The sequence below is a fragment of the Butyrivibrio sp. FCS006 genome, assembly GCF_000424525.1.
Classification (GTDB): domain Bacteria; phylum Bacillota; class Clostridia; order Lachnospirales; family Lachnospiraceae; genus Butyrivibrio.
On record NZ_KE384204.1, the window covers coordinates 500,999 to 519,534 of the forward strand.

Below are 18,536 nucleotides of genomic sequence, written 5' to 3' on the forward strand. Positions count from 1 at the left end.
CTCAATGGGATATAATGAGAGGTAATGGAACGAATGAAGAACAGATCTAATTACCCAATTATAAGGGTTTTCATAATTGATGAAATCGCTATAGTCATGGCAATGGCTATAGCTCTTTTGATACGCTATGGCAGAGATGTAGGTCATTCATTTCTGTACTTTAATGGCGTTTATGTTTCGGTCGTAGTTACTATGTGCGTTTTTCATGTCATTGTCTATCTGCTCTATGACAATGGCAAGCCATCCATATTTGTCCAGGATCCGGTAGAAAATTTTGCTACAGTATTTAAGAGTAGATTTATACTGGTGACTCTGGCTTTTGTATATCATTATGCTGTACGCATAAGCACCGATTCTTCCAGAACTGTTATGGCATCGTTTTATGTGCTCAGCGTCATTATTGGATATGCACTAAGGATGCTATACAGAAGACATCATATACGTAAATATGGTGCGCGTGAGGCGAGAAAAGTTCTTAAACTTGAGTATCCATATCCGGAGGGTGAAGAACTAAAGAGGCAAATTTCAGATGGTCAATATGATGAAGTGCTTATAATGACCAGAGGAGTACCCGAGGATAGTCTTGAGAAGATATTAAAGGAAACAGAAGCTGTCGGTATTAGGACTTTTTGTAGCATATCTGCTTTGGATTATACGGTAAAACCGGGAATAATAACCGATGTGAGCGGATATTCCACAATCCCTGCATTTATCAGAAAAGAGAAGTTCTCAGTATTTGGCATTAATTATTCTATTTCAAAGACTGAAGAAGCTGTATTTCATGTTATCAGACATATTAAAGAATTATCAGGGAAGTATATCTGCTTTTCCAACGTGCATACTTCTGTAATGGGCCGGGAGAATAAGGAATATGCGGATGTGCTAAACGGTGCTGCATACGTTTTTCCTGATGGTAATCCTATAGCATTTCTTCAAAGGAAAAGTGGAATATTAGGTGCGCACAGAGTAGCAGGACCGGATTTCATGGAGCATATGTTCAGGGCTTCTAAGAAAGGTCAGATAACTCATTTCTTCTATGGAGCTAAGCAGGAAACATTGGATGCTCTTAAGACCAGCCTTGAGGCCAAGTATCCGGGGATAATTATCAAAGGTATGTATTCACCGCCGTTCAGAGAATTGACACCGGAAGAAGATCAGAAAGACATCGAGATGATCAATGCGGCTGATGCTGATATAGTGTGGATAGGTCTCGGCGCGCCCAAACAAGAGAAATGGATGAAGGCTCATGAAGGAAAGATACACGGCGTTATGATGGGAGTTGGAGCCGGATTTGACTTCCATGCCGGAACAATAAAGAGAGCTCCGGTGTGGATTCAGAAGATTGGATTTGAGTGGCTGTACAGGCTATTACAGGATCCAAAGAGACTTATCAGCAGATATTTTGTTACTAACATCAAGTTTTTGTGGTATTTAACCATAGATTATTTATTTGGGAAGAGAGTATGAATAGAAAGTACAAAACATTACAAACTTATGCAATTTGGATCATAGATATGGCATGCATTCTTGTGTCATATCTGCTTGCTACGTGGTTTAGATATAATACAAAAAATGATTGGGGAGATAAGACGCTGCACTATATGGTGTGCGTAGTATTTCTCCTGTTTTGTGTTATTTACACATTTCTGGCGGATTGGAACAGAGATTTCATAATAAGAGGATATGTTAAGGAGTTTATCGCAGTCATCAGAGCTACTGCTGTGATGCTTGTTGGATCTTTGGTAGTAGTATTCTTCCTTCAGTGGACTAATATCCTATCCAGAGCTGTTGTAGGAAACTTTGTATGGATGGACATTCTTTTGACATATGTAGCGAGAGTCTTATTCAAGGAGTTCCTGAGAAGACACATCAGTAGTGAGAAGAATGTACAGCGTGTAGTTGTTATATCCGAGAAGGACCTCATGGAGAAGACCATAGAGAAACTGGTAGATAGAGGAACCGGTGTAGGATATAAGGTCGTAAGAGCATACTGTGCTGATTGTGAAAAAGGAGAAAATAACGAGAAATGGATGGTTGGGGATGTCCACGTCCATTATGGAATTCAGGATGTTACAACAAGACTTATTACAGATCCCTTTGATGAGGTCTTTATTAACACTCCCAATATTCCTCAGAGCAAGATGCAGGATATAATCCTGGGATTTGAAGAGATGGGTGTTACCACTCACTACTGTCTTGAACTGCCCAGCGTTGGAAAGGCTGTTACAGAAGTCGGTGATTTCCTCGACTATTCCGTGCTGTCTTACAACATGAACAGGACCAGCTACAAGAGGCTGTTTATTAAGCGTATTGTTGACATTATCGGTGGCCTTGTGGGATTGGTGTTTACAGGAATTATTACACTTTTCCTTGCACCGGCAATCAAGATAGATTCTCCCGGCCCGGTTTTCTTTTCCCAGGTGAGAATTGGAAAGAACGGAAGAAGATTCAAGATTTACAAGTTCAGATCAATGTATATAGATGCTGAGGAGCGCAAGAAGGAGCTTGAAGCTCAGAACGAGATGAGCGGTCTCATGTTCAAGATGGAAAATGACCCGAGAGTAACCAAGGTTGGTGCCTTTATCAGAAAGACCAGTCTGGATGAGTTCCCTCAGTTCCTTAACGTCTTAAAAGGAGACATGAGCCTTGTTGGTACAAGACCACCGACAGAGGCTGAATTTGAGCAGTACAATGAACATTACAGAAGACGTCTTTCTATGACACCGGGACTTACAGGTTTGTGGCAGATAAGCGGACGAAGTGATATTCAAGACTTTGACGAAGTGGTAAAGCTTGACCTTAAGTATATTGATAACTGGAGTCTTACTGAGGACTTTAAGATACTTCTTCAGACTGTGGGAGTGGTATTGTTTGGAAAGGGTGCGAAGTAATAGCGCTATATGGGGATGAGAAAAAAAGACACGACAATGACGGTAACTGCAATTGTGCTCACTGTAATTACAATTGCGTTACTGATTCCATTCATATATGTTTCTAAATATGCATATCCATGGGCTGACGATTTCAGCTATGGCACTGATGCGAGAATGGTTTATTTGAGCACACATTCTGTTCTTAAGACCATTGGAGAGGCTATCAGGTCTACTGCAGCTGTTTACATGGATTGGCAGGGAACATATACATCGTGTTTTTTAATGTCTTTGCAGCCGGCTGTATGGAATATTAAGTTATATCATCTGACCGGATTGATAATGGCGATTTCCATGTTGGGTGCATATGTTGTATTGGGGCTTGTGGTATTTAAAAGACTTTGGAAGATGTCTTTTCCCGGAGCTATAAGCATTTCGCTCCTTGCATATCTGGTATCGGCAGAACGAGTAATTGGTATAGCGGAGGCTTTTACCTGGTATAACAGTGCAGTTCATTACACATACATGAATTCGTTGTTGGTGTTCTTTGTTTCGATGGTGGCACTGTATGTATTTGGCAAGAACCGGGATGAAAGAAAGCCAATCTCGAAGATTGTATTAACGGCATTGCTATGCCTTTTAGGTGTTGTTACAGCGGGATCGAACAATGTGACAGCACTTACAGGAATGCTTGTGATGCTTGTTTTCGGAGTTGCAATTATGGTGCTCCAAGAAAAAGGGCATAAACTGAATTGCTTCTTGGCTTTTCTCCCAATGATGATTGCATATGCGTTTGGCTTCCTGGCAAACATGTTATCCCCCGGAAACAGGGCCAGAGGCGGTACAATGGGAGCCGATATCGGACATTTGGATGTTGTTGATATTTTGGTAAAGGCTTTTAAAGTATGCACCATGGATATTGCTGATAAATTCTCGCTTGAATTATTGGCTGTGCTATTAGGAGTTGGAATTATTGCGTGGAGAGAGCTTCACAAGATTGGTGATAAAGGGCTCAGGTTTTCCTTTGGCATGCCAGTTCTTGTGGTATTGGCAAGCTATTGTCTGCTTGCAGCTATGTATTGCCCAATGCTTGCAGTAGAGGATACTTCAGGTGATATGCTGCAGGTGTTTGGAATTGCTACGGAAATGGCAAGGACTGAGAATGTAGTATATTTCAATATGGTGCTGCTAATGGCATTTGATGTTGTATATTGCCTGGGATGGTTATATCAAAAGGGATTTAGAGTATATTCGCCTTTGGTCGGTGCCTTAGCTGCAGTTGTAGCTGTGATCATCTGTTTATTTGGAATAAGAACCGAGATGATGACGGATAAGGGACAGCATTATCTCACAACAACTGCCATAGATAACTGGAAAAATGGTACGGCAGCATATTACGGATATCAGATGGAGGAGAATACAAACAGATTGATGTCGGAGGATGAAGACGTATACGTCATGCCTTTTGGAGTCAATCCAAATACGCTGTATCCTTATGATGCATCTGATTGGATAGAAGGAACGAGGCTGTTCTATCAGAAGAATAGTGTTACCTATGAATCTGAACCATATGTATTCGAGAGGTAGCAAGGATTTTTAACAACTCTAAGGCAAGCCATAAGGATGCTTTGGAGTTGTTTTTTGTATGTGTGGATTTTGTTTTGTCACAACGGTAAAAATTGAATTAAAATGGAATTAAAATTGAATTAAACTTGAACTATTGCTTGCTGATATGTATAATAGATGATACTATGATGGTACAAAGGGATGTGTAAACATGGGTGTAGGAGTTGAAGTTAGGGGATGTGTAAATCTGTTGTCGATTGCTCTGAGTATTCTATACGAATTTGGAGATGATCACTTTACAGATTTATTTTCTTTGGAAAATTTTGAGGAAGAAGAGGCGAGATATGAGGTCCTTTTAGATGACAAGTGGAATGGTAACCTCACTGAATTTAATACCTTTTTGGAAGGAACTGTAAATAATCTAAAACATTCTAATGAACAATCAAGATTTATAAAGGCATATACAATATCTAAGTGGCTGGATGATAAGTTTACCTATTTAAAACCTTCGAAGGCTGTTGGGATGATCTCCTTGTGGGAACTCTGTTCTGTTAACGATACAACCTATACTGAAGTTGGTGCCCTGAATTCTAATTTTCGCGAGACAAAAATATGGATTAATCCTAAATTCCCTATTCGAACTGTATATGATGTTATGGATCCTGAAAGGCCTAAGAGATTAGCTAACCGTGATTCATTTTATGAGTTAAACGGAATGCTTACAAATTATAGCTATTTCAGATGGGATGGAACCAGAACTATTAAGAATATCATTGTTTCAGACGAGGCAATCCTTGACAAAGGAAATGATAATGTTGTTGTGGCGTTTGCCCCTGTTATTGATCGCAAAGCATTCGATACTAACAAAGTGATACAAAATAAAAGAGGTTATAACATTAGTGCGGAGGAAATAATACTTAAGGATGAAGTCATCTCTTTTGTTAATGAGAGAATAATTGATGACTGGAGGCTGGCATGCAGTGAGGGGGTAGATATAATCTTCATGCCGGAGACTCTTGGAACGTCACGTTTTGATGGCAGTAATCCTCAAAATGTAGAGTGGATTTCGAAGCTTTGCCAGGAGCAGATCAGGAAAGGCGTTGTTGCTCCATCTATCACGCTATGGCCTAGTGTTTGGGCTAATAGAGAGAATGGAATTACTATTACTCACAGTGATGGGAGTGTAATGGGAATTCAATACAAATATATCCCTTATTCAAATACGAAAGAACATATTCAGGAAGCACTTAGAGATTATGAGGAAAAGGAGAATATTATAATTCACATTCCTAATGTGCATAGGATTTCTACACTTATTTGTTCTGAGTTTTTAGCAGATAGTGAGTCTGGGTGGAGTGAAATCCTTTGTAGATGCTTGGGAGTGTCTTTGTTGCTGGTGCCTTCTTATACACCTGGTGAACAGGATTTTTTGAACAAAATCATGGAGTACCTTAATACAGATACTACGATAATGTGGGGGAATTGTTGTGGTGCTGCCAAGAACTTCAACAAGTGTTGTGGAGCATATTCCAAATCAGGAAGAAATACAATGGAAATATTCGCAGGAGGTGATTGCCATGGGAAATGTGATGGAGTTAAAGCGTGTATTTTTGTGGTCAAGATACCACTAAAGCAACCAGTATACAAACAAACAGTTTATGAATCAAAATGTGAGCAGAAGCTGGAATATAAAGATTTATAAAGAATACAGAATGGAGATAATACGATGAAATGGTATAAGCCGGATTTTGATATGTGCGAAGAATATGCGGCAAGTAAGTTTGATGGAATCAGCGATTATATTGACAATAACTTAAATATCTTATTTGAAGACGTACAAGGAGATTCCAAGTCTTTAGGACAGAGTCTGAAATTTGGCAATGCTGTTTTAAAGCAGTTTGAGAGGAAAATATTAGACTCTGAGATATTGAGGACTATATATAAAATTGGCCAGCTCCGAGGTGCAATATTGGCATACAGTCATTCCGAATATGAAAAAAAGAGAGATGAGTATGTATGGAATGATGCCAGTGAGGCATACTCTAATATTAAGCATTTTGATGAAGTTATATTGTATCTGGGGAAGAAGAGGTCAAGCAACCACACAGATCTAAGCAGAGATTTGGACATGCAAGAATCAACAATGACAGAATGCATGAAGAAGATATTAAGCACGGATTATGTTACATCTAGCAGAGTTGGCAGATATAAGGTTTATAAACTTACAGATAATGGAATACGTTATTTTGGATTATTAAAATCAAATGAGAAGAAGATTGAAGATAACAAAGAACGGGTTACTGAGTATCTTGACAGGGGGGATTTGGAAAGCGCTTTAAACCTTCAAAAAATGGATCTTGTTTATGATGTTAAAATTGAAAACAATGAGTTTCGTGATTTGGCGTTGAATGGAGTTTTTGGTACTACCAATAAGAACGAGCAAAAAGTTCGTTTTAATTTTGAACCGAGATTTATAAATGACAGTGAGGAGGTAAATACAAAATGCGTAAGACTATAGAAGATGCTTTTACTACAGAAAGAAGTATCGTGGACGCTTATGTCTTTCTGTATAAAAAACTTTTGAGTGCAAGAAACGAGAAAGACTATTTGGTATTACAACAGATAATCGAGAATTCTCATTTTAGCTTTGATAAAGAGGCAGTTTCCTCCGAGCTCGAAGAAAAGACTATGATACTCGGTGCTAAATATTTCGGGTTTATGCAAGAATATGTTCATTTGATTGCAAGAGATAACCCATGTCAGGAAGCATTTTACCAGCAAATATATAATGAATTTTTTTGTTCTGATTTATTTAAGCTTTCTGATATGGAATATGGTATCATCCTTTTTTTCTTATCAAGAAGTGTTAGAGGATTGCCTTATTACCAGGCTGTTGATACAGTAAAAATGTCTGATGAACAGTTTTCAGAAACCGCAGATGCTATAAGACCAGAGCTTAATAAGGCCTATTATATGCTTGATGATAGGTTTGATTCTCTTACGGAAGAAGCATCTCAACTATATAATATTTCTGAAAAGATTGAAGATAAAAACAAAGTTATTGTATTTTGGGCCTCAGTTATTGGTAGGATTAGAAAGACAAGTGAAAAAGGTGATGGCTCTATAAGAAAGTAGAAGCATGGAGCATTTGATATGTTGAAAAGTAACATTGATTTAAATAGTAGAAGAATTCTTGTGACCGGAGCTGCAGGATTTATTGGAGCTAACCTGGTGAGAGAGCTGGTTAAGAGATTCCCTGAGTGTAAGGTTATGGGAATCGACAATATGAATGACTACTATGATGTTTGGATCAAGGAGTACAGGCTCGATAGGATTGCCGAGGCAGCTCAGTATGATGATCAGTTTGAACTTGTCAGAGGAAGTATTGCGGACAGAGATCTGATAGACAGGGTGTTTTCTGAGTTTAAGCCTGAGGTGATTGTGAATCTGGCAGCGCAGGCAGGAGTACGATACTCTATTGAGAATCCTGATGCATACATTGAGTCTAATATAATCGGATTTTACAACATCCTGGAAGCTTGCAGGCATAATCCTGTCCAGCATCTTGTGTATGCTTCAAGCTCCAGCGTTTATGGAAGCAATAAGAAGATACCTTATAGTGTTGAGGATAAGGTTGATAATCCGGTATCTCTTTATGCTGCAACCAAGAAGTCTAATGAGTTATTGGCTCATGCATATTCTAAGCTCTATGGAATCCCATCTACAGGACTTAGGTTCTTTACAGTTTATGGACCGGCAGGACGTCCGGATATGGCTTACTTTGGATTCACTAACAAGCTGATAAAGGGTGAGACTATTAAGATTTTCAACTATGGTAACTGCAAGAGAGACTTTACTTTTGTGGATGATATAGTCGAGGGTGTTATCAGTGTAATGCAGGTAGCACCGGCAGAAAATGAGAACGGTGTCAGATACAAGGTCTACAACATTGGAAACAATGATCCTGTAAACCTTCTTGATTTTGTTGATATACTTCAGCAGGAACTGGTGGCAGCAGGAGTACTGCCTGAGGATTATGACTTTGAATCACACAAGGAACTTGTTCCGATGCAGCCAGGAGATGTAGAAGTAACTTACGCTGATGTTACTGCGCTTCAGGAAGACTTTGGATTTAAGCCGGATACACCTCTCAGGGACGGACTTAGAGCATTTGCCAAGTGGTACAAGGAATATTACAGAGTTTGAGGATGATTGATGTTTAGCTATAAATTGCCAAACTTTATCAAAAACATAAATACGAAGAACCTGTGCGTTGTTCTGACTTTTCTTTATGTGCTGAGCATCATTCCTATGCTGGCTATCGGGATATATAACTGGCCATCGGTGGATGACTTTTCTATGGCACTTCAGCCACATCAGACTTTTGTTCAGACAGGAAACTTCTTTGTTACTGTTTGGAGCGCATTTACCAAGACAATTTATATTTACAATAATTGGGTTGGTTATTTCTTCTCGAGTTTCCTGACATGTCTTAGCCCTAGTATCTTTGGCGAGAGATGGAGTGCAATAAATGCTGTTATTGTGCTGGGAATGCTGAGCTATGGCGTTATGTACTTCTTCGATGCGCTATTCCATCGTGTATGGAAGATGGAAGGTCATATGGCTTATGGCTTATCTATGCTAACTCTCTTGATGATCGTACAGTCAATGGAGAATGGTACTACCAGAGCGGAAGCCTTCTATTGGTGGAGCGGAGCAATAAACTATACTTTCATGTTTGGTCTGTCACTGGTTTGGATAGGAATGATATTCAGATTTATCTATGAGTCAGGTGGACTTAGTACCGTTAAACGTACATTGAGGCTTGTATGGATCTGTGTCTTGGGATTCCTTCTTGGTGGAAGCAATTATATGACTGCACTTGTAATGGCAGTTTGCTCTGTACTTGGGGTATTCATTCTGCTGATGATAAGGCTCGGTAAGTTTGAACTTAAGGGTGACGGGAATGTTAAATGGCTGTGGACAGCCTTTGTGTGCCAGCTTATAGGTCTCGTAGTATCAGCCATTGCTCCTGGGAACAGGATAAGAGGAACATCTATGGGAAATATTAATCCCATAAAGGTTGTACTCAGGTCATATTATAGTGTACTTGATGTTTGCGTTAACGATATGATGCGCTGGGAAGTAATTTTGGCGCTTGTGATAGCTGCAGTGATAGCCTGGAAGATGGCTGAGAAGATGGAGTTTGAATTACACCATCCTGTGGTGTTTACTTTCTTCTCCTTTAGTATGATGGCATGCTGCGTAGCACCGCCATTATATGCAGTTGGCAATGCTGATGCACCAAGAATCAGGTCTACCATGTGGATGCAGTTTCTGGTAATGCTGGTGCTTACTGTTGTGTACTATGCATGCTGGATCAGGCAGAATGTAGTTGGAAGACAGACCAAAGAGACTGAGCCCGGAAGATTATCTTTGATTTCTTCTACTATTGTGGCTGTGATGGCTCTTTTACTGGCATTTGGATCGGCGCTATCTATTATTCCCAATCCGCATTATTACTCAGCGACATCTGCCATAGTGGATTTGGTAAGTGGTGATGCCAAGCAGTATCTGGCTGAAAAAGAACAGCGTATGGAAGTGTTCGAGGATGATTCTGTGAAGGATGTGGTATTTAAGCCGCATACTGTTAGCCCGGAGCTTCTTTTTCAAAGCGATATGTATGGAGATGCTACATTGTGGGAGAACACAATTGTGGCAACTTATTATGACAAGGACAGCGTGAGGGTAGGGAGTGAATAAGCTCAGGAGTGCTTTTAATTACATAATCGCGCTTTGCCTTTTTGTGGCTGCTGCAATTGTGCTGGGCGTCAGCACGGTGACGACCATATATTATGATATGGGATCGGATGTGGATTGGCCTCAGTATGGCAGGGAGAATATCCCACTGCTTGCCATATTGGTTGTGGCTGTGCTTGCAGTGTTCTATTTACTTAAGACTAAAGGGGTATTCGAGAAACGCAGCAGACTTTTGGCTGTTATTGGACTGGCGTTTATTGTGTCTTATTGCTTGTTGCTGATTTTGGGAATAAAGCCTCAGGCAGTAAATGATTCAAAGACTTTGGATGATATCATCAATCAGTTTGTGGACGGTGATTACAGTTCACTGACAAATGCAGGCGGATATCTTTTTATTTGGCCGTTTCAGCTTGGCTACGTAGCGTTTGGCCAGATAATGGTAAGCATTTTTGGCAAGAGTAATTACTTTGCTTGGGATATGGTGCAGCTACTTAGTATTCTCATCACCGTTTATCTGATATACAAACTGACTTGGGAATTCTTTGAAGATAAGGAAATATGCGGTGTTGTTTCGCTCTTGTCATGCGGAGCACTGTTCTTCTACAACTATGTGACATACATTTACGGCGATATCCTGAGCATGGCACCACAGACTTTGGCACTGTATATGATGGTCCTGTATGTTAAGAGAGGGCTCAAGCGATATGGTGTCATATCGGCTGTTAGTATAGCTGTTGCGATACTGATCAAAACCAACTGTGAGATAACTCTGATAGCTCTTTTGCTGATATTGCTGTTTAGCACAATTGACAATAAGAAGATTATTCAGAACCTTGTTATTGCGGCTGTCATGCTGATACTTGTCGTTGGAGCTAAGGCTGCAGTTAATTCATACTTTTGCAATTTGACCGGACTTGACGAGATTCCAGCCGGAAGTCCATCCTGGTCTCATATAGCTATGGGCCTTCAGGAGAGTGACTTAGAGGATGGATGGTATAACGGATATAACTACAAAGTATTCGGTGAGAATGGCTTTGACTCTGAGGCTACGGCAATAGCTGCCAAGGAGAATATTAGGGAAACACTTAGGGACTTTGCAAACAGGCCTCTTCACGGAGCAAAGTTTTTGGTTCGGAAGTTTGCTACACAGTGGGCTGACAGCGTATGTATCTCAACTCACAATCTGGATCTGGTAAGCCGTCATGTGGAGAATCAGCCTGCTATATGCCATTATCTGGTATTTGCATCACCCTATGGATCGCCTGTACTTATATGGATCATGAATGTATTTATGCCTGTATGCTACATAGGTGTTATAATCTATCTGTCAGGCATTCTAAAAGGGAGAAAGGCATCTACATCTGAGATGCTGCTTCTTATCCTGATCTTTGGAGGAATGGGTTTCCACGAGTTCTGGGAAGGCTCTTCGCGATATATAATGAGGTATTACATATATTACCTGCCTTTTGGGGCATACGGATTGAAGGTGCTACTTGGATTTATTCGCAAACACGTTAAAGGGTAAATATGATCTGAATGATGATTACAAGGACGGGCTGTTAAAGCCTTCTTTGTGGTGCGCTTTAAGTGCCGTCTGCATCATGCTTGTTTGTACCAGAAGTTCTTTCTTGTATGTGTTTAATCTATGGGATGATGCCAACAGCTATTTTACTGTTGGAAAGTGTATTTTCAGAGGCTTTGTGCCATATAGAGATCTCTTTGATCAGAAGGGAATCTTGCTCTATTTCATCTATGGTATTGCATCTCTCATATCTGCTACCACATTCCGTGGTGTTTTTGTCATGGAGATCATTGCAGCGTTCTTTTCTCTATTGGCGATTCTTAGAATCTATCAGCTGTTTTTAGAGCCAAGGACTTTCCCCTATATACTGACACCGATAACCGGAGCTGTTATCTACTCAAGCTCTAATTTCTACTGGGGTGGAAGCGCGGAAGAATTTCTTTTCCCATTTATCATGTGGGGAATGTACTTATCACTACGGTATTTCAGGGGAGTTTATCCCAGGGTGATGCCCTATAAAGTGGTGCTGATAGGTGGCATTCTTGCCGGATGTGTGCTGCATATTAAATTCAATTCATTGGGACTTTTCTTTGCCTGGATGGCGATGGTCTTCTTTGCAGATCTTTTAGGGGAGAAGGAAATTGCTAAGGCGGTTATCAGCTGTTTCGTATTCCTGGGAGGAATGGGGATAGCAACGCTGCCCTGGATCATCTATTTTGGAATACATGGAGCAATAGATGACTGGGTATATGTGTATATCTACAAGAATGTTTTTGAGTATTCCAAGAAGCTGACATTCACAGAGAGAATGGCAACTTTCTACGATATCATTAAGGACCATGTATTAAACAATTTCCCTGTATATGTGTTGATAGCCATAGGAATATTGTATTTCCTGGCGTCTGCTATTTCGACATTTATTCCGGATGATAGAAATTCGCTTAAGAAGAGGGACAGGTTCTTTATACATGTAGATATTTTTGAACTTATCAACATGGGAATGCTGTTTGCGTTCTTGGCGATTGTGATTTTTATCGGTGGTGTGAGCCTTCCTTACTACTCTTTTCCTATAAATGGATTTGTGGTGTTTGGTTTTATTCCATTTTGTTATATAATAGAAAGGTTCCTTAAGGGACGAATTGAGAAAAATACTCACGGAAGAAACTACGACGGAGCTATTCTGGACTCCGGACTGGCTTTTGCTTTCAGTCTTATTTCTTTTGCTGCTGCAGTAGTGATAGTGATATTCACATCCATGAATGTGAAGGTCATGAAGCTCAAGGCAGAGGATCTGTGGCTGTATCATTTCAAGGACTATATAGAGAATTCCGGCGTCGAGGACCCGGGAATCATCCTGGAGTATACCTTTGATGTTGGGCTATATACCGTTCTTGACGTAGAACCTATCTGTTATTACTTCCAGACGCAGACCCTTAATATGCAGGAAGTTCTGGACTATCAGAAGCAGTATGTTCACAACGGAGAGGCTGATTTTGTGGTTTCTGTGGGGCTTGAGGCAGAAGGTCTCGGCGACAGATATGATTTTATCATGCAGGAGCGCTGTCAGTTCTATAATTTCGACCAGACCTATTACCTCTATCAGAGGAATGAGAACCCGGTAACGGATGAGTAATTGTATTTATGAAGGAGAAATATTAAATGCCAATCAGAGTTAACAGTTTTATGGGAAAGTTCGGATGGTTTGCAAGAAAGCACTTCCCAATGCTTGCAAGTAACGCTTATCTTAAGCTTCAGTTTGTAACAAGAAGTAAGTCACAGAAGGCATATTGTGACTACTTCCTTAATGCCAAGGAAGTTCCGATGCCTAATGTTGTAAATATCGAGACTATCAACAGATGTAACTCCACCTGTGCTTTCTGCACAGCTAACGTACATGCTGAGAAGAGACCTCTTGCCAAGATCGATGATGACCTTTACAAGAGCATTATTGACCAGCTTGCTGACTGGGGATACAAGGGACATCTGACACTGTACGGAAATAACGAGCCGCTTCTTGATACCAAGATTGTAGAGAGACATAAGTATGCGAGGGAGAAGCTTCCTGACAGCTTTATCTTCATGTCAACTAACGGACTTATCCTGACAATTGATAAGGTCAAGGAAGTTGCACCATATATCAATCAGCTTATTATCAACAATTACTCCATGGAGATGAAGCTTCATAAGAATCTTCAGGAGATTTATGATTATGTCAAGGCTCATCCCGATGAGTTCAAGGACCTGGATATCCAGATCCAGATGAGATACCTTCAGGAGGTTCTTACCAACCGTGCAGGAAGTGCTCCTAACAAGCAGGAGACTCAGAAGGTTATCAAGGAGACATGTCTGCTTCCATTTACAGATATGTGGATCATGCCTAATGGTAAGATGGGTCTGTGCTGCTGTGACAACTTCGAGGTTACAGACTTTGGTGATCTTAACAAGATGACTCTTAAGGAAGCCTGGGGATGTGAACAGTTCCAGAATGTTAGACGCAAGATTGCGGAAGGCCGTCAGAACTATCCGTTCTGTAAGCACTGTGACTTCATTGATGCCGGATTTAGAATGCAGATCGTAAATGCTATTCTTCGCGGAGATCAGGATGCAGCCAACAAGCTTGGCGGTCATGAGAGAATGAAGATCGGCAATAAAAACAACGACGATGATGGCATTAAGTAATATATTGAAGTGGGGTACAACATGGACAAGATAGCAGTACTTATTCCATGCTATAACGAAGAGAAGACAATAGGCAAGGTGGTCAGGGACGCAAGGGCTGCCCTTCCGGATGCTACGATTTATGTATATAACAACAATTCCAAGGACAGAACTGCTGAAATTGCAGCAGAAGCCGGAGCTGTTGTGCGTAATGAGTATATGCAGGGCAAGGGAAATGTTATTAGGCGTATGTTCCGCGAGATAGATGCTCTTGTATATGTCATGGTTGACGGAGACGACACATATCCTATGGAGTCAGCACCTGAGATGGTTGACCTTGTACTGAATCACAATTCAGATATGGTTGTTGGTGACAGACTCTCATCTACTTATTATCAGGAGAATAAGAGACCGTTCCATAACTTTGGTAATGATCTGGTCAGAGGAAGTGTTAACAGGTTGTTTGGGAGCAATGTCAGAGACATCATGACAGGCTTCAGGGCATTCTCTTATGAGTTTGTTAAGACATTCCCTGTATTGTCCAAGGGATTTGAGATTGAGACTGAGATGACCATCCATGCTGTTTATAATAACATGCAGATCGACAATGTGGTCATTGATTACAGGGATAGGCCTGAAGGGTCAGTAAGTAAGCTCAACACTTATGCTGATGGTTTTAAGGTGCTTAAGACTATTGCAAGATTGTATAGGAGTTATAAGCCGTTTGGATTCTTTAGTATAATTGCAGCGGTTCTTGCTCTGATCTCGATTATTTTCTTTATTCCTATCCTTCAGGAGTACTGGGCTACACATTTGGTTCCAAGGATTCCTACACTGATTGTATGCTGTTTTGTTATGATGGCAGCTGTACAGAGTATATTTGCGGGTGTTATCTTGTCGACACTGGCTATCAATAACAGAAGAGAATTTGAGATGCAGCTCAATATGCTGCAGAGGCATAAAGAAACCGATTATGCCAAAGAGGGCACACAGTGATTTAAGGTAAAATAATAGGCCTGATTTCATCAGTTGATGGAATCAGGCCTTAACTATATTCCGATGTTTATCAGCCGCCGTTCTGTTCAGCGTTGTATGCATCAAGGGCTTCCTGAGAAGGTTGTGCCAGTGGGAATTCACCCTTGATATATTTCTCCCATGATTCTGGATAGTTGTTCTTCATAAGTTCTTCATCACATCTGTAGTATTCTTCAGTGTCATATTCAGCTATCTTAATGAAGTCTGTCTCGAGATATGCATAAGGTTCATTGTGCTCAGCAAAGTTTACGTAGTGAGCAAATATTCTTGAGAAGATCTGTCTACCCAGCAAAGTAAGATGAAGGTTATCCATCAGGTACTGGCTGGCTGTATCGACATATAAATCTGTGTGCTCCTGAAACATTGTGTCGATGAGTGTAACCTGCTCATCTTCAGCTACGTTTTTAGCCTTTTTAGCATAATCTGATAATGTACCGATACCATTACTTACAACGTAAGAGTCACCTACGAATTGGCCATCTCCTCCAACATAGATGCCATAAAATGGAGTGATGATATAGATGGCTGCTTGAGGACTAATTGACTTGAGCTCTTCAATTCCCATGCTCATTGCATTATAGAACGCATGAGCCTTGTCACCTTCTGAGTCATAGATGGAAGCATCCAGTGGAGCGTTGTTGAAGAAGTCGTTTGCTCCATATTCGATGAAGTAGTAATCAACTGTAGAAGGATCTATGGTATTCATTATGCTAAGGACGTTCTGCTGCTGAGCAAGTATCCGCTGTCTGTCGGCTTTCCCTGATAGACAGTAAGCCATGCTAAGAAAGCTGGTAGAATTAATGCTCTCAGGTGATACATCTGAGGTGGTCGGTTCTACAGAAGCAGAGGTTCCACCGATTGCAAGGTTGTAAGCAACAGAGTTTGGTATTCTTGTTGTCATTATGTTGGGGATGTCAGAACCATCGTTTCTTCCATTGGCTATCTGGCTGTCTCCAAAGAAGACCATTCTTACAACATCATCTTCGCTGTTTTCTTCTGTTGTCTCTTCCTGAGTTTTAGGGAGTTCTTCTTCGTTCTCCAAAGCTTCAAGAATAGGCTCAAACAGGTTCTCAACTACTACAACTGACTGGTCTGTTGAAGCTGAGTCGTCATTAGCTTCATTAGCGTTTTTGTTATCTGATAGGAATTCTGTTGGCTCAAGTGCCTCGTCTTTATTAAGTGAGCACCCTCCCAGAATAAGGGAGAAAGCCATGACTGTTGATATTAAGATTTTATACTTTTTCATAATTTGTCTCCTCGTCTTTCCATCAGTTATTTTAACACTTGATTTTCAATTTAAAAGACTTTTGGGGCAATCTTAAGAAAATCTGCCGTTAATCTTAAGAAATTCTTAAGAAATTAACTGTATCACGCTGTTTAGCGAACTATATTACGAACATAACATAAGATAATTTTGTTTATCCCCTTTGAGTTGAAGAAAAGCCTTCATTAAGGTATACTTTAGTTATTGTTTGATTAGATTTTAACAGGAAGGTTGACGTTATGAAGAAAGCACTTGTCATTGGCGCAGGCCCTGCGGGACTTACTGCTGCTTATGAGCTTTTAAAGAAATCCAAGGACTATCAGGTTGTAGTATTTGAGGAGACTGAGAAGTTTGGTGGTATTTCCAGAACTGTTGAGTATAAGGGCAACAGAATGGATATGGGTGGCCACAGATTCTTTTCCAAGGTTCCTGAGGTTAACGAATGGTGGGAGAACATGCTTCCGCAGCAGGGATCTGACGCCTACGACTACAAGATTCTTGGCACACAGATACAGATGAATCAGGGAGGACCTGATCCGGAGAAGGAAGACAGGGTAATGCTTAAAAGGCACCGTGTCTCCCGTATCCTTTTTGATTCCAAGTTCTATGATTATCCTATCTCACTTAAGCCTGAGACATTTAAGAACTTTGGTTTTATAACCACCATGAAGGTTGGATTCTCATACCTGGGATCCGTATTCCACAAGAGGCCTGAGGATAATCTTGAGAACCTCTATATCAACAACTTCGGTAAGAAGCTTTACTCAATGTTCTTTGAGTACTATACAGAGAACCTCTGGGGCAGACATCCATCAGAGATCGATGCTTCCTGGGGCAAGCAGAGAACAAAGGGATTATCAATCTTTGGTATCATCAGAGATTACCTCGGAAGAGTGTTTAAGGTTAAGAACCGTAAGGTCAACACCTCCCTTATCGAGGAGTTCAAATATCCTAAGCTTGGTCCCGGACAGCTCTGGGATGTAACAGCTGAGGAGATCAAGAAGCTCGGCGGAACCATCATCATGAATGCCAAGGTTGTTAAGATCCGCAAGGATGGCAACCACGTGAAGGGTGTTACTTATCTTCAGGATGGACAGGAGATTGATATCGACGGCGATGTAGTTATCAGCTCAATGCCTATCAAGGACCTGGTTGCAGGTATGAACGATGTTCCTGCAGATCCTGCCAGAATCGCAGCAGGACTTCCTTACCGTGATTACATGACTCTGGGCGTTCTTGTTCCCAAGCTCAATCTTGAGAATAAGACAAACATCAAGACTATTGGAAACATCGTTCCCGATAACTGGGTATACGTTCAGGAGAGATCAGTTAAGATGGGACGTTTCCAGATCTACAACAACTGGTCCCCTTATTTGGTAAAAGACCTTGAGAACACCGTTTGGGTTGGACTTGAGTATTTCTGCTTCGAGGGCGACTCAATGTGGACCATGACTGAGGATGAGTTTGCCAAGATGGCGATTGGCGAGATGGTATCCCTTGGACTTATCAACAACGCAGGCGAAGTTATCGACTATCATATGGAGAAGGTTAAGAAGGCATACCCTGCTTACTTTGATACCTATGATGAGATGGACAAGCTCGTTGAATATCTCAACACTATTGATAACCTCTACTGTGTAGGACGTAACGGTCAGCACAGATACAACAATATCGACCACTCAATGTGCACTTCCTTTGAGACAGTCAAGAACATCCTTGGTGGCGTGACTGACAGAAGCAATATCTGGAGTGTTAACACTGAGGAAGAGTACCACGAAACTGATGAATCCAAATCAGAAGAAGAGGATGAAGTTGAAATCGACTAAATAACTAAAATATGTAGGCGGCGTTTTTGCCGCCT

The 18,536-nt window shown here is 40.8% G+C and carries 14 protein-coding genes; 13 read left to right on the forward strand and 1 reads right to left on the reverse strand.

Translation table 11 applies throughout. The features are described 5' to 3' along the window. Nucleotides 1-33 precede the first annotated feature (33 nt). The 12 genes from G633_RS20320 to G633_RS0113575 all read left to right on the forward strand — a co-directional run bounded on the left by G633_RS20320 (nucleotide 34) and on the right by G633_RS0113575 (nucleotide 15,372). The gene (locus tag G633_RS20320) at nucleotides 34-1,467 is read left to right on the forward strand and encodes a WecB/TagA/CpsF family glycosyltransferase (RefSeq protein WP_242838876.1); all 1,434 of its coding nucleotides are present in this window, start codon (nucleotides 34-36) and stop codon (nucleotides 1,465-1,467) included. Further along, the gene (locus tag G633_RS0113525; RefSeq protein ID WP_026520240.1) at nucleotides 1,464-2,891 is read left to right on the forward strand and encodes a sugar transferase; all 1,428 of its coding nucleotides are present in this window, start codon (nucleotides 1,464-1,466) and stop codon (nucleotides 2,889-2,891) included. Before G633_RS20320 ends, G633_RS0113525 begins: the two co-directional genes overlap by 4 nt. A gap of 15 nt (nucleotides 2,892-2,906) precedes the next feature. Beyond that, nucleotides 2,907-4,457, forward strand: coding sequence for a DUF6056 family protein (locus tag G633_RS0113530; RefSeq protein WP_207638116.1), 1,551 nt, complete (start codon nucleotides 2,907-2,909; stop codon nucleotides 4,455-4,457). Nucleotides 4,458-4,647: 190 nt separating this feature from the next. After that, nucleotides 4,648-6,138 (forward strand): hypothetical protein, encoded by a 1,491-nt coding sequence (locus tag G633_RS0113535; RefSeq protein WP_026520242.1) that lies wholly within the window; start codon nucleotides 4,648-4,650, stop codon nucleotides 6,136-6,138. A 24-nt stretch (nucleotides 6,139-6,162) separates the two neighbouring features. Next, a complete protein-coding gene (locus tag G633_RS0113540; protein WP_026520243.1) occupies nucleotides 6,163-6,954 on the forward strand; it encodes a MarR family transcriptional regulator in 792 nt (263 codons plus the stop codon). Continuing rightward, a complete protein-coding gene (locus G633_RS0113545; RefSeq protein ID WP_026520244.1) occupies nucleotides 6,939-7,571 on the forward strand; it encodes a hypothetical protein in 633 nt (210 codons plus the stop codon). Before G633_RS0113540 ends, G633_RS0113545 begins: the two co-directional genes overlap by 16 nt. A gap of 18 nt (nucleotides 7,572-7,589) precedes the next feature. Next, nucleotides 7,590-8,642, forward strand: coding sequence for an NAD-dependent epimerase/dehydratase family protein (locus tag G633_RS0113550; protein WP_026520245.1), 1,053 nt, complete (start codon nucleotides 7,590-7,592; stop codon nucleotides 8,640-8,642). A 9-nt stretch (nucleotides 8,643-8,651) separates the two neighbouring features. Further along, nucleotides 8,652-10,199: a DUF6056 family protein gene (locus G633_RS0113555; RefSeq protein ID WP_026520246.1), complete on the forward strand. Its 1,548-nt coding sequence runs from the start codon at nucleotides 8,652-8,654 to the stop codon at nucleotides 10,197-10,199. Then, nucleotides 10,192-11,721 carry a glycosyltransferase family 39 protein gene (locus G633_RS0113560; RefSeq protein ID WP_026520247.1) on the forward strand — a complete coding sequence of 510 codons (1,530 nt, stop codon included), beginning with the start codon at nucleotides 10,192-10,194 and terminating at the stop codon, nucleotides 11,719-11,721. Before G633_RS0113555 ends, G633_RS0113560 begins: the two co-directional genes overlap by 8 nt. Continuing rightward, nucleotides 11,690-13,351, forward strand: a complete 1,662-nt coding sequence (locus tag G633_RS0113565; protein ID WP_026520248.1) for a hypothetical protein — start codon at nucleotides 11,690-11,692, stop codon at nucleotides 13,349-13,351. Before G633_RS0113560 ends, G633_RS0113565 begins: the two co-directional genes overlap by 32 nt. 26 nt (nucleotides 13,352-13,377) lie before the next feature. Further along, nucleotides 13,378-14,397, forward strand: a complete 1,020-nt coding sequence (locus G633_RS0113570; protein WP_022768197.1) for a radical SAM/SPASM domain-containing protein — start codon at nucleotides 13,378-13,380, stop codon at nucleotides 14,395-14,397. 21 nt (nucleotides 14,398-14,418) lie between these two features. Beyond that, the gene (locus G633_RS0113575; RefSeq protein ID WP_035771424.1) at nucleotides 14,419-15,372 is read left to right on the forward strand and encodes a glycosyltransferase family 2 protein; all 954 of its coding nucleotides are present in this window, start codon (nucleotides 14,419-14,421) and stop codon (nucleotides 15,370-15,372) included. Nucleotides 15,373-15,442: 70 nt separating this feature from the next. Here G633_RS0113575 and G633_RS0113580 read toward each other — a convergent pair whose 3' ends face one another. Beyond that, the gene (locus G633_RS0113580) at nucleotides 15,443-16,657 is read right to left on the reverse strand and encodes an SGNH/GDSL hydrolase family protein (protein ID WP_026520250.1); all 1,215 of its coding nucleotides are present in this window, start codon (nucleotides 16,655-16,657) and stop codon (nucleotides 15,443-15,445) included. Between the two features lie 257 nt (nucleotides 16,658-16,914). On the opposite strand from G633_RS0113580, the gene G633_RS0113585 reads away from it, so the two are divergent. Then, nucleotides 16,915-18,501 carry an NAD(P)/FAD-dependent oxidoreductase gene (locus G633_RS0113585; protein ID WP_022768194.1) on the forward strand — a complete coding sequence of 529 codons (1,587 nt, stop codon included), beginning with the start codon at nucleotides 16,915-16,917 and terminating at the stop codon, nucleotides 18,499-18,501. Nucleotides 18,502-18,536: the final 35 nt, after the last annotated feature.

Coding starts and splice junctions, on each gene's coding strand:
- G633_RS20320 (WP_242838876.1), top strand. CDS start 34: ATGAAGAACAGATCTAATTACCCAATTATAAGGGTTTTCATAATTGAT.
- G633_RS0113525 (WP_026520240.1), top strand. CDS start 1,464: ATGAATAGAAAGTACAAAACATTACAAACTTATGCAATTTGGATCATA.
- G633_RS0113530 (WP_207638116.1), top strand. CDS start 2,907: ATGAGAAAAAAAGACACGACAATGACGGTAACTGCAATTGTGCTCACT.
- G633_RS0113535 (WP_026520242.1), top strand. CDS start 4,648: ATGGGTGTAGGAGTTGAAGTTAGGGGATGTGTAAATCTGTTGTCGATT.
- G633_RS0113540 (WP_026520243.1), top strand. CDS start 6,163: ATGAAATGGTATAAGCCGGATTTTGATATGTGCGAAGAATATGCGGCA.
- G633_RS0113545 (WP_026520244.1), top strand. CDS start 6,939: ATGCGTAAGACTATAGAAGATGCTTTTACTACAGAAAGAAGTATCGTG.
- G633_RS0113550 (WP_026520245.1), top strand. CDS start 7,590: ATGTTGAAAAGTAACATTGATTTAAATAGTAGAAGAATTCTTGTGACC.
- G633_RS0113555 (WP_026520246.1), top strand. CDS start 8,652: ATGTTTAGCTATAAATTGCCAAACTTTATCAAAAACATAAATACGAAG.
- G633_RS0113570 (WP_022768197.1), top strand. CDS start 13,378: ATGCCAATCAGAGTTAACAGTTTTATGGGAAAGTTCGGATGGTTTGCA.
- G633_RS0113575 (WP_035771424.1), top strand. CDS start 14,419: ATGGACAAGATAGCAGTACTTATTCCATGCTATAACGAAGAGAAGACA.
- G633_RS0113580 (WP_026520250.1), bottom strand. CDS start 16,657: ATGAAAAAGTATAAAATCTTAATATCAACAGTCATGGCTTTCTCCCTT.
- G633_RS0113585 (WP_022768194.1), top strand. CDS start 16,915: ATGAAGAAAGCACTTGTCATTGGCGCAGGCCCTGCGGGACTTACTGCT.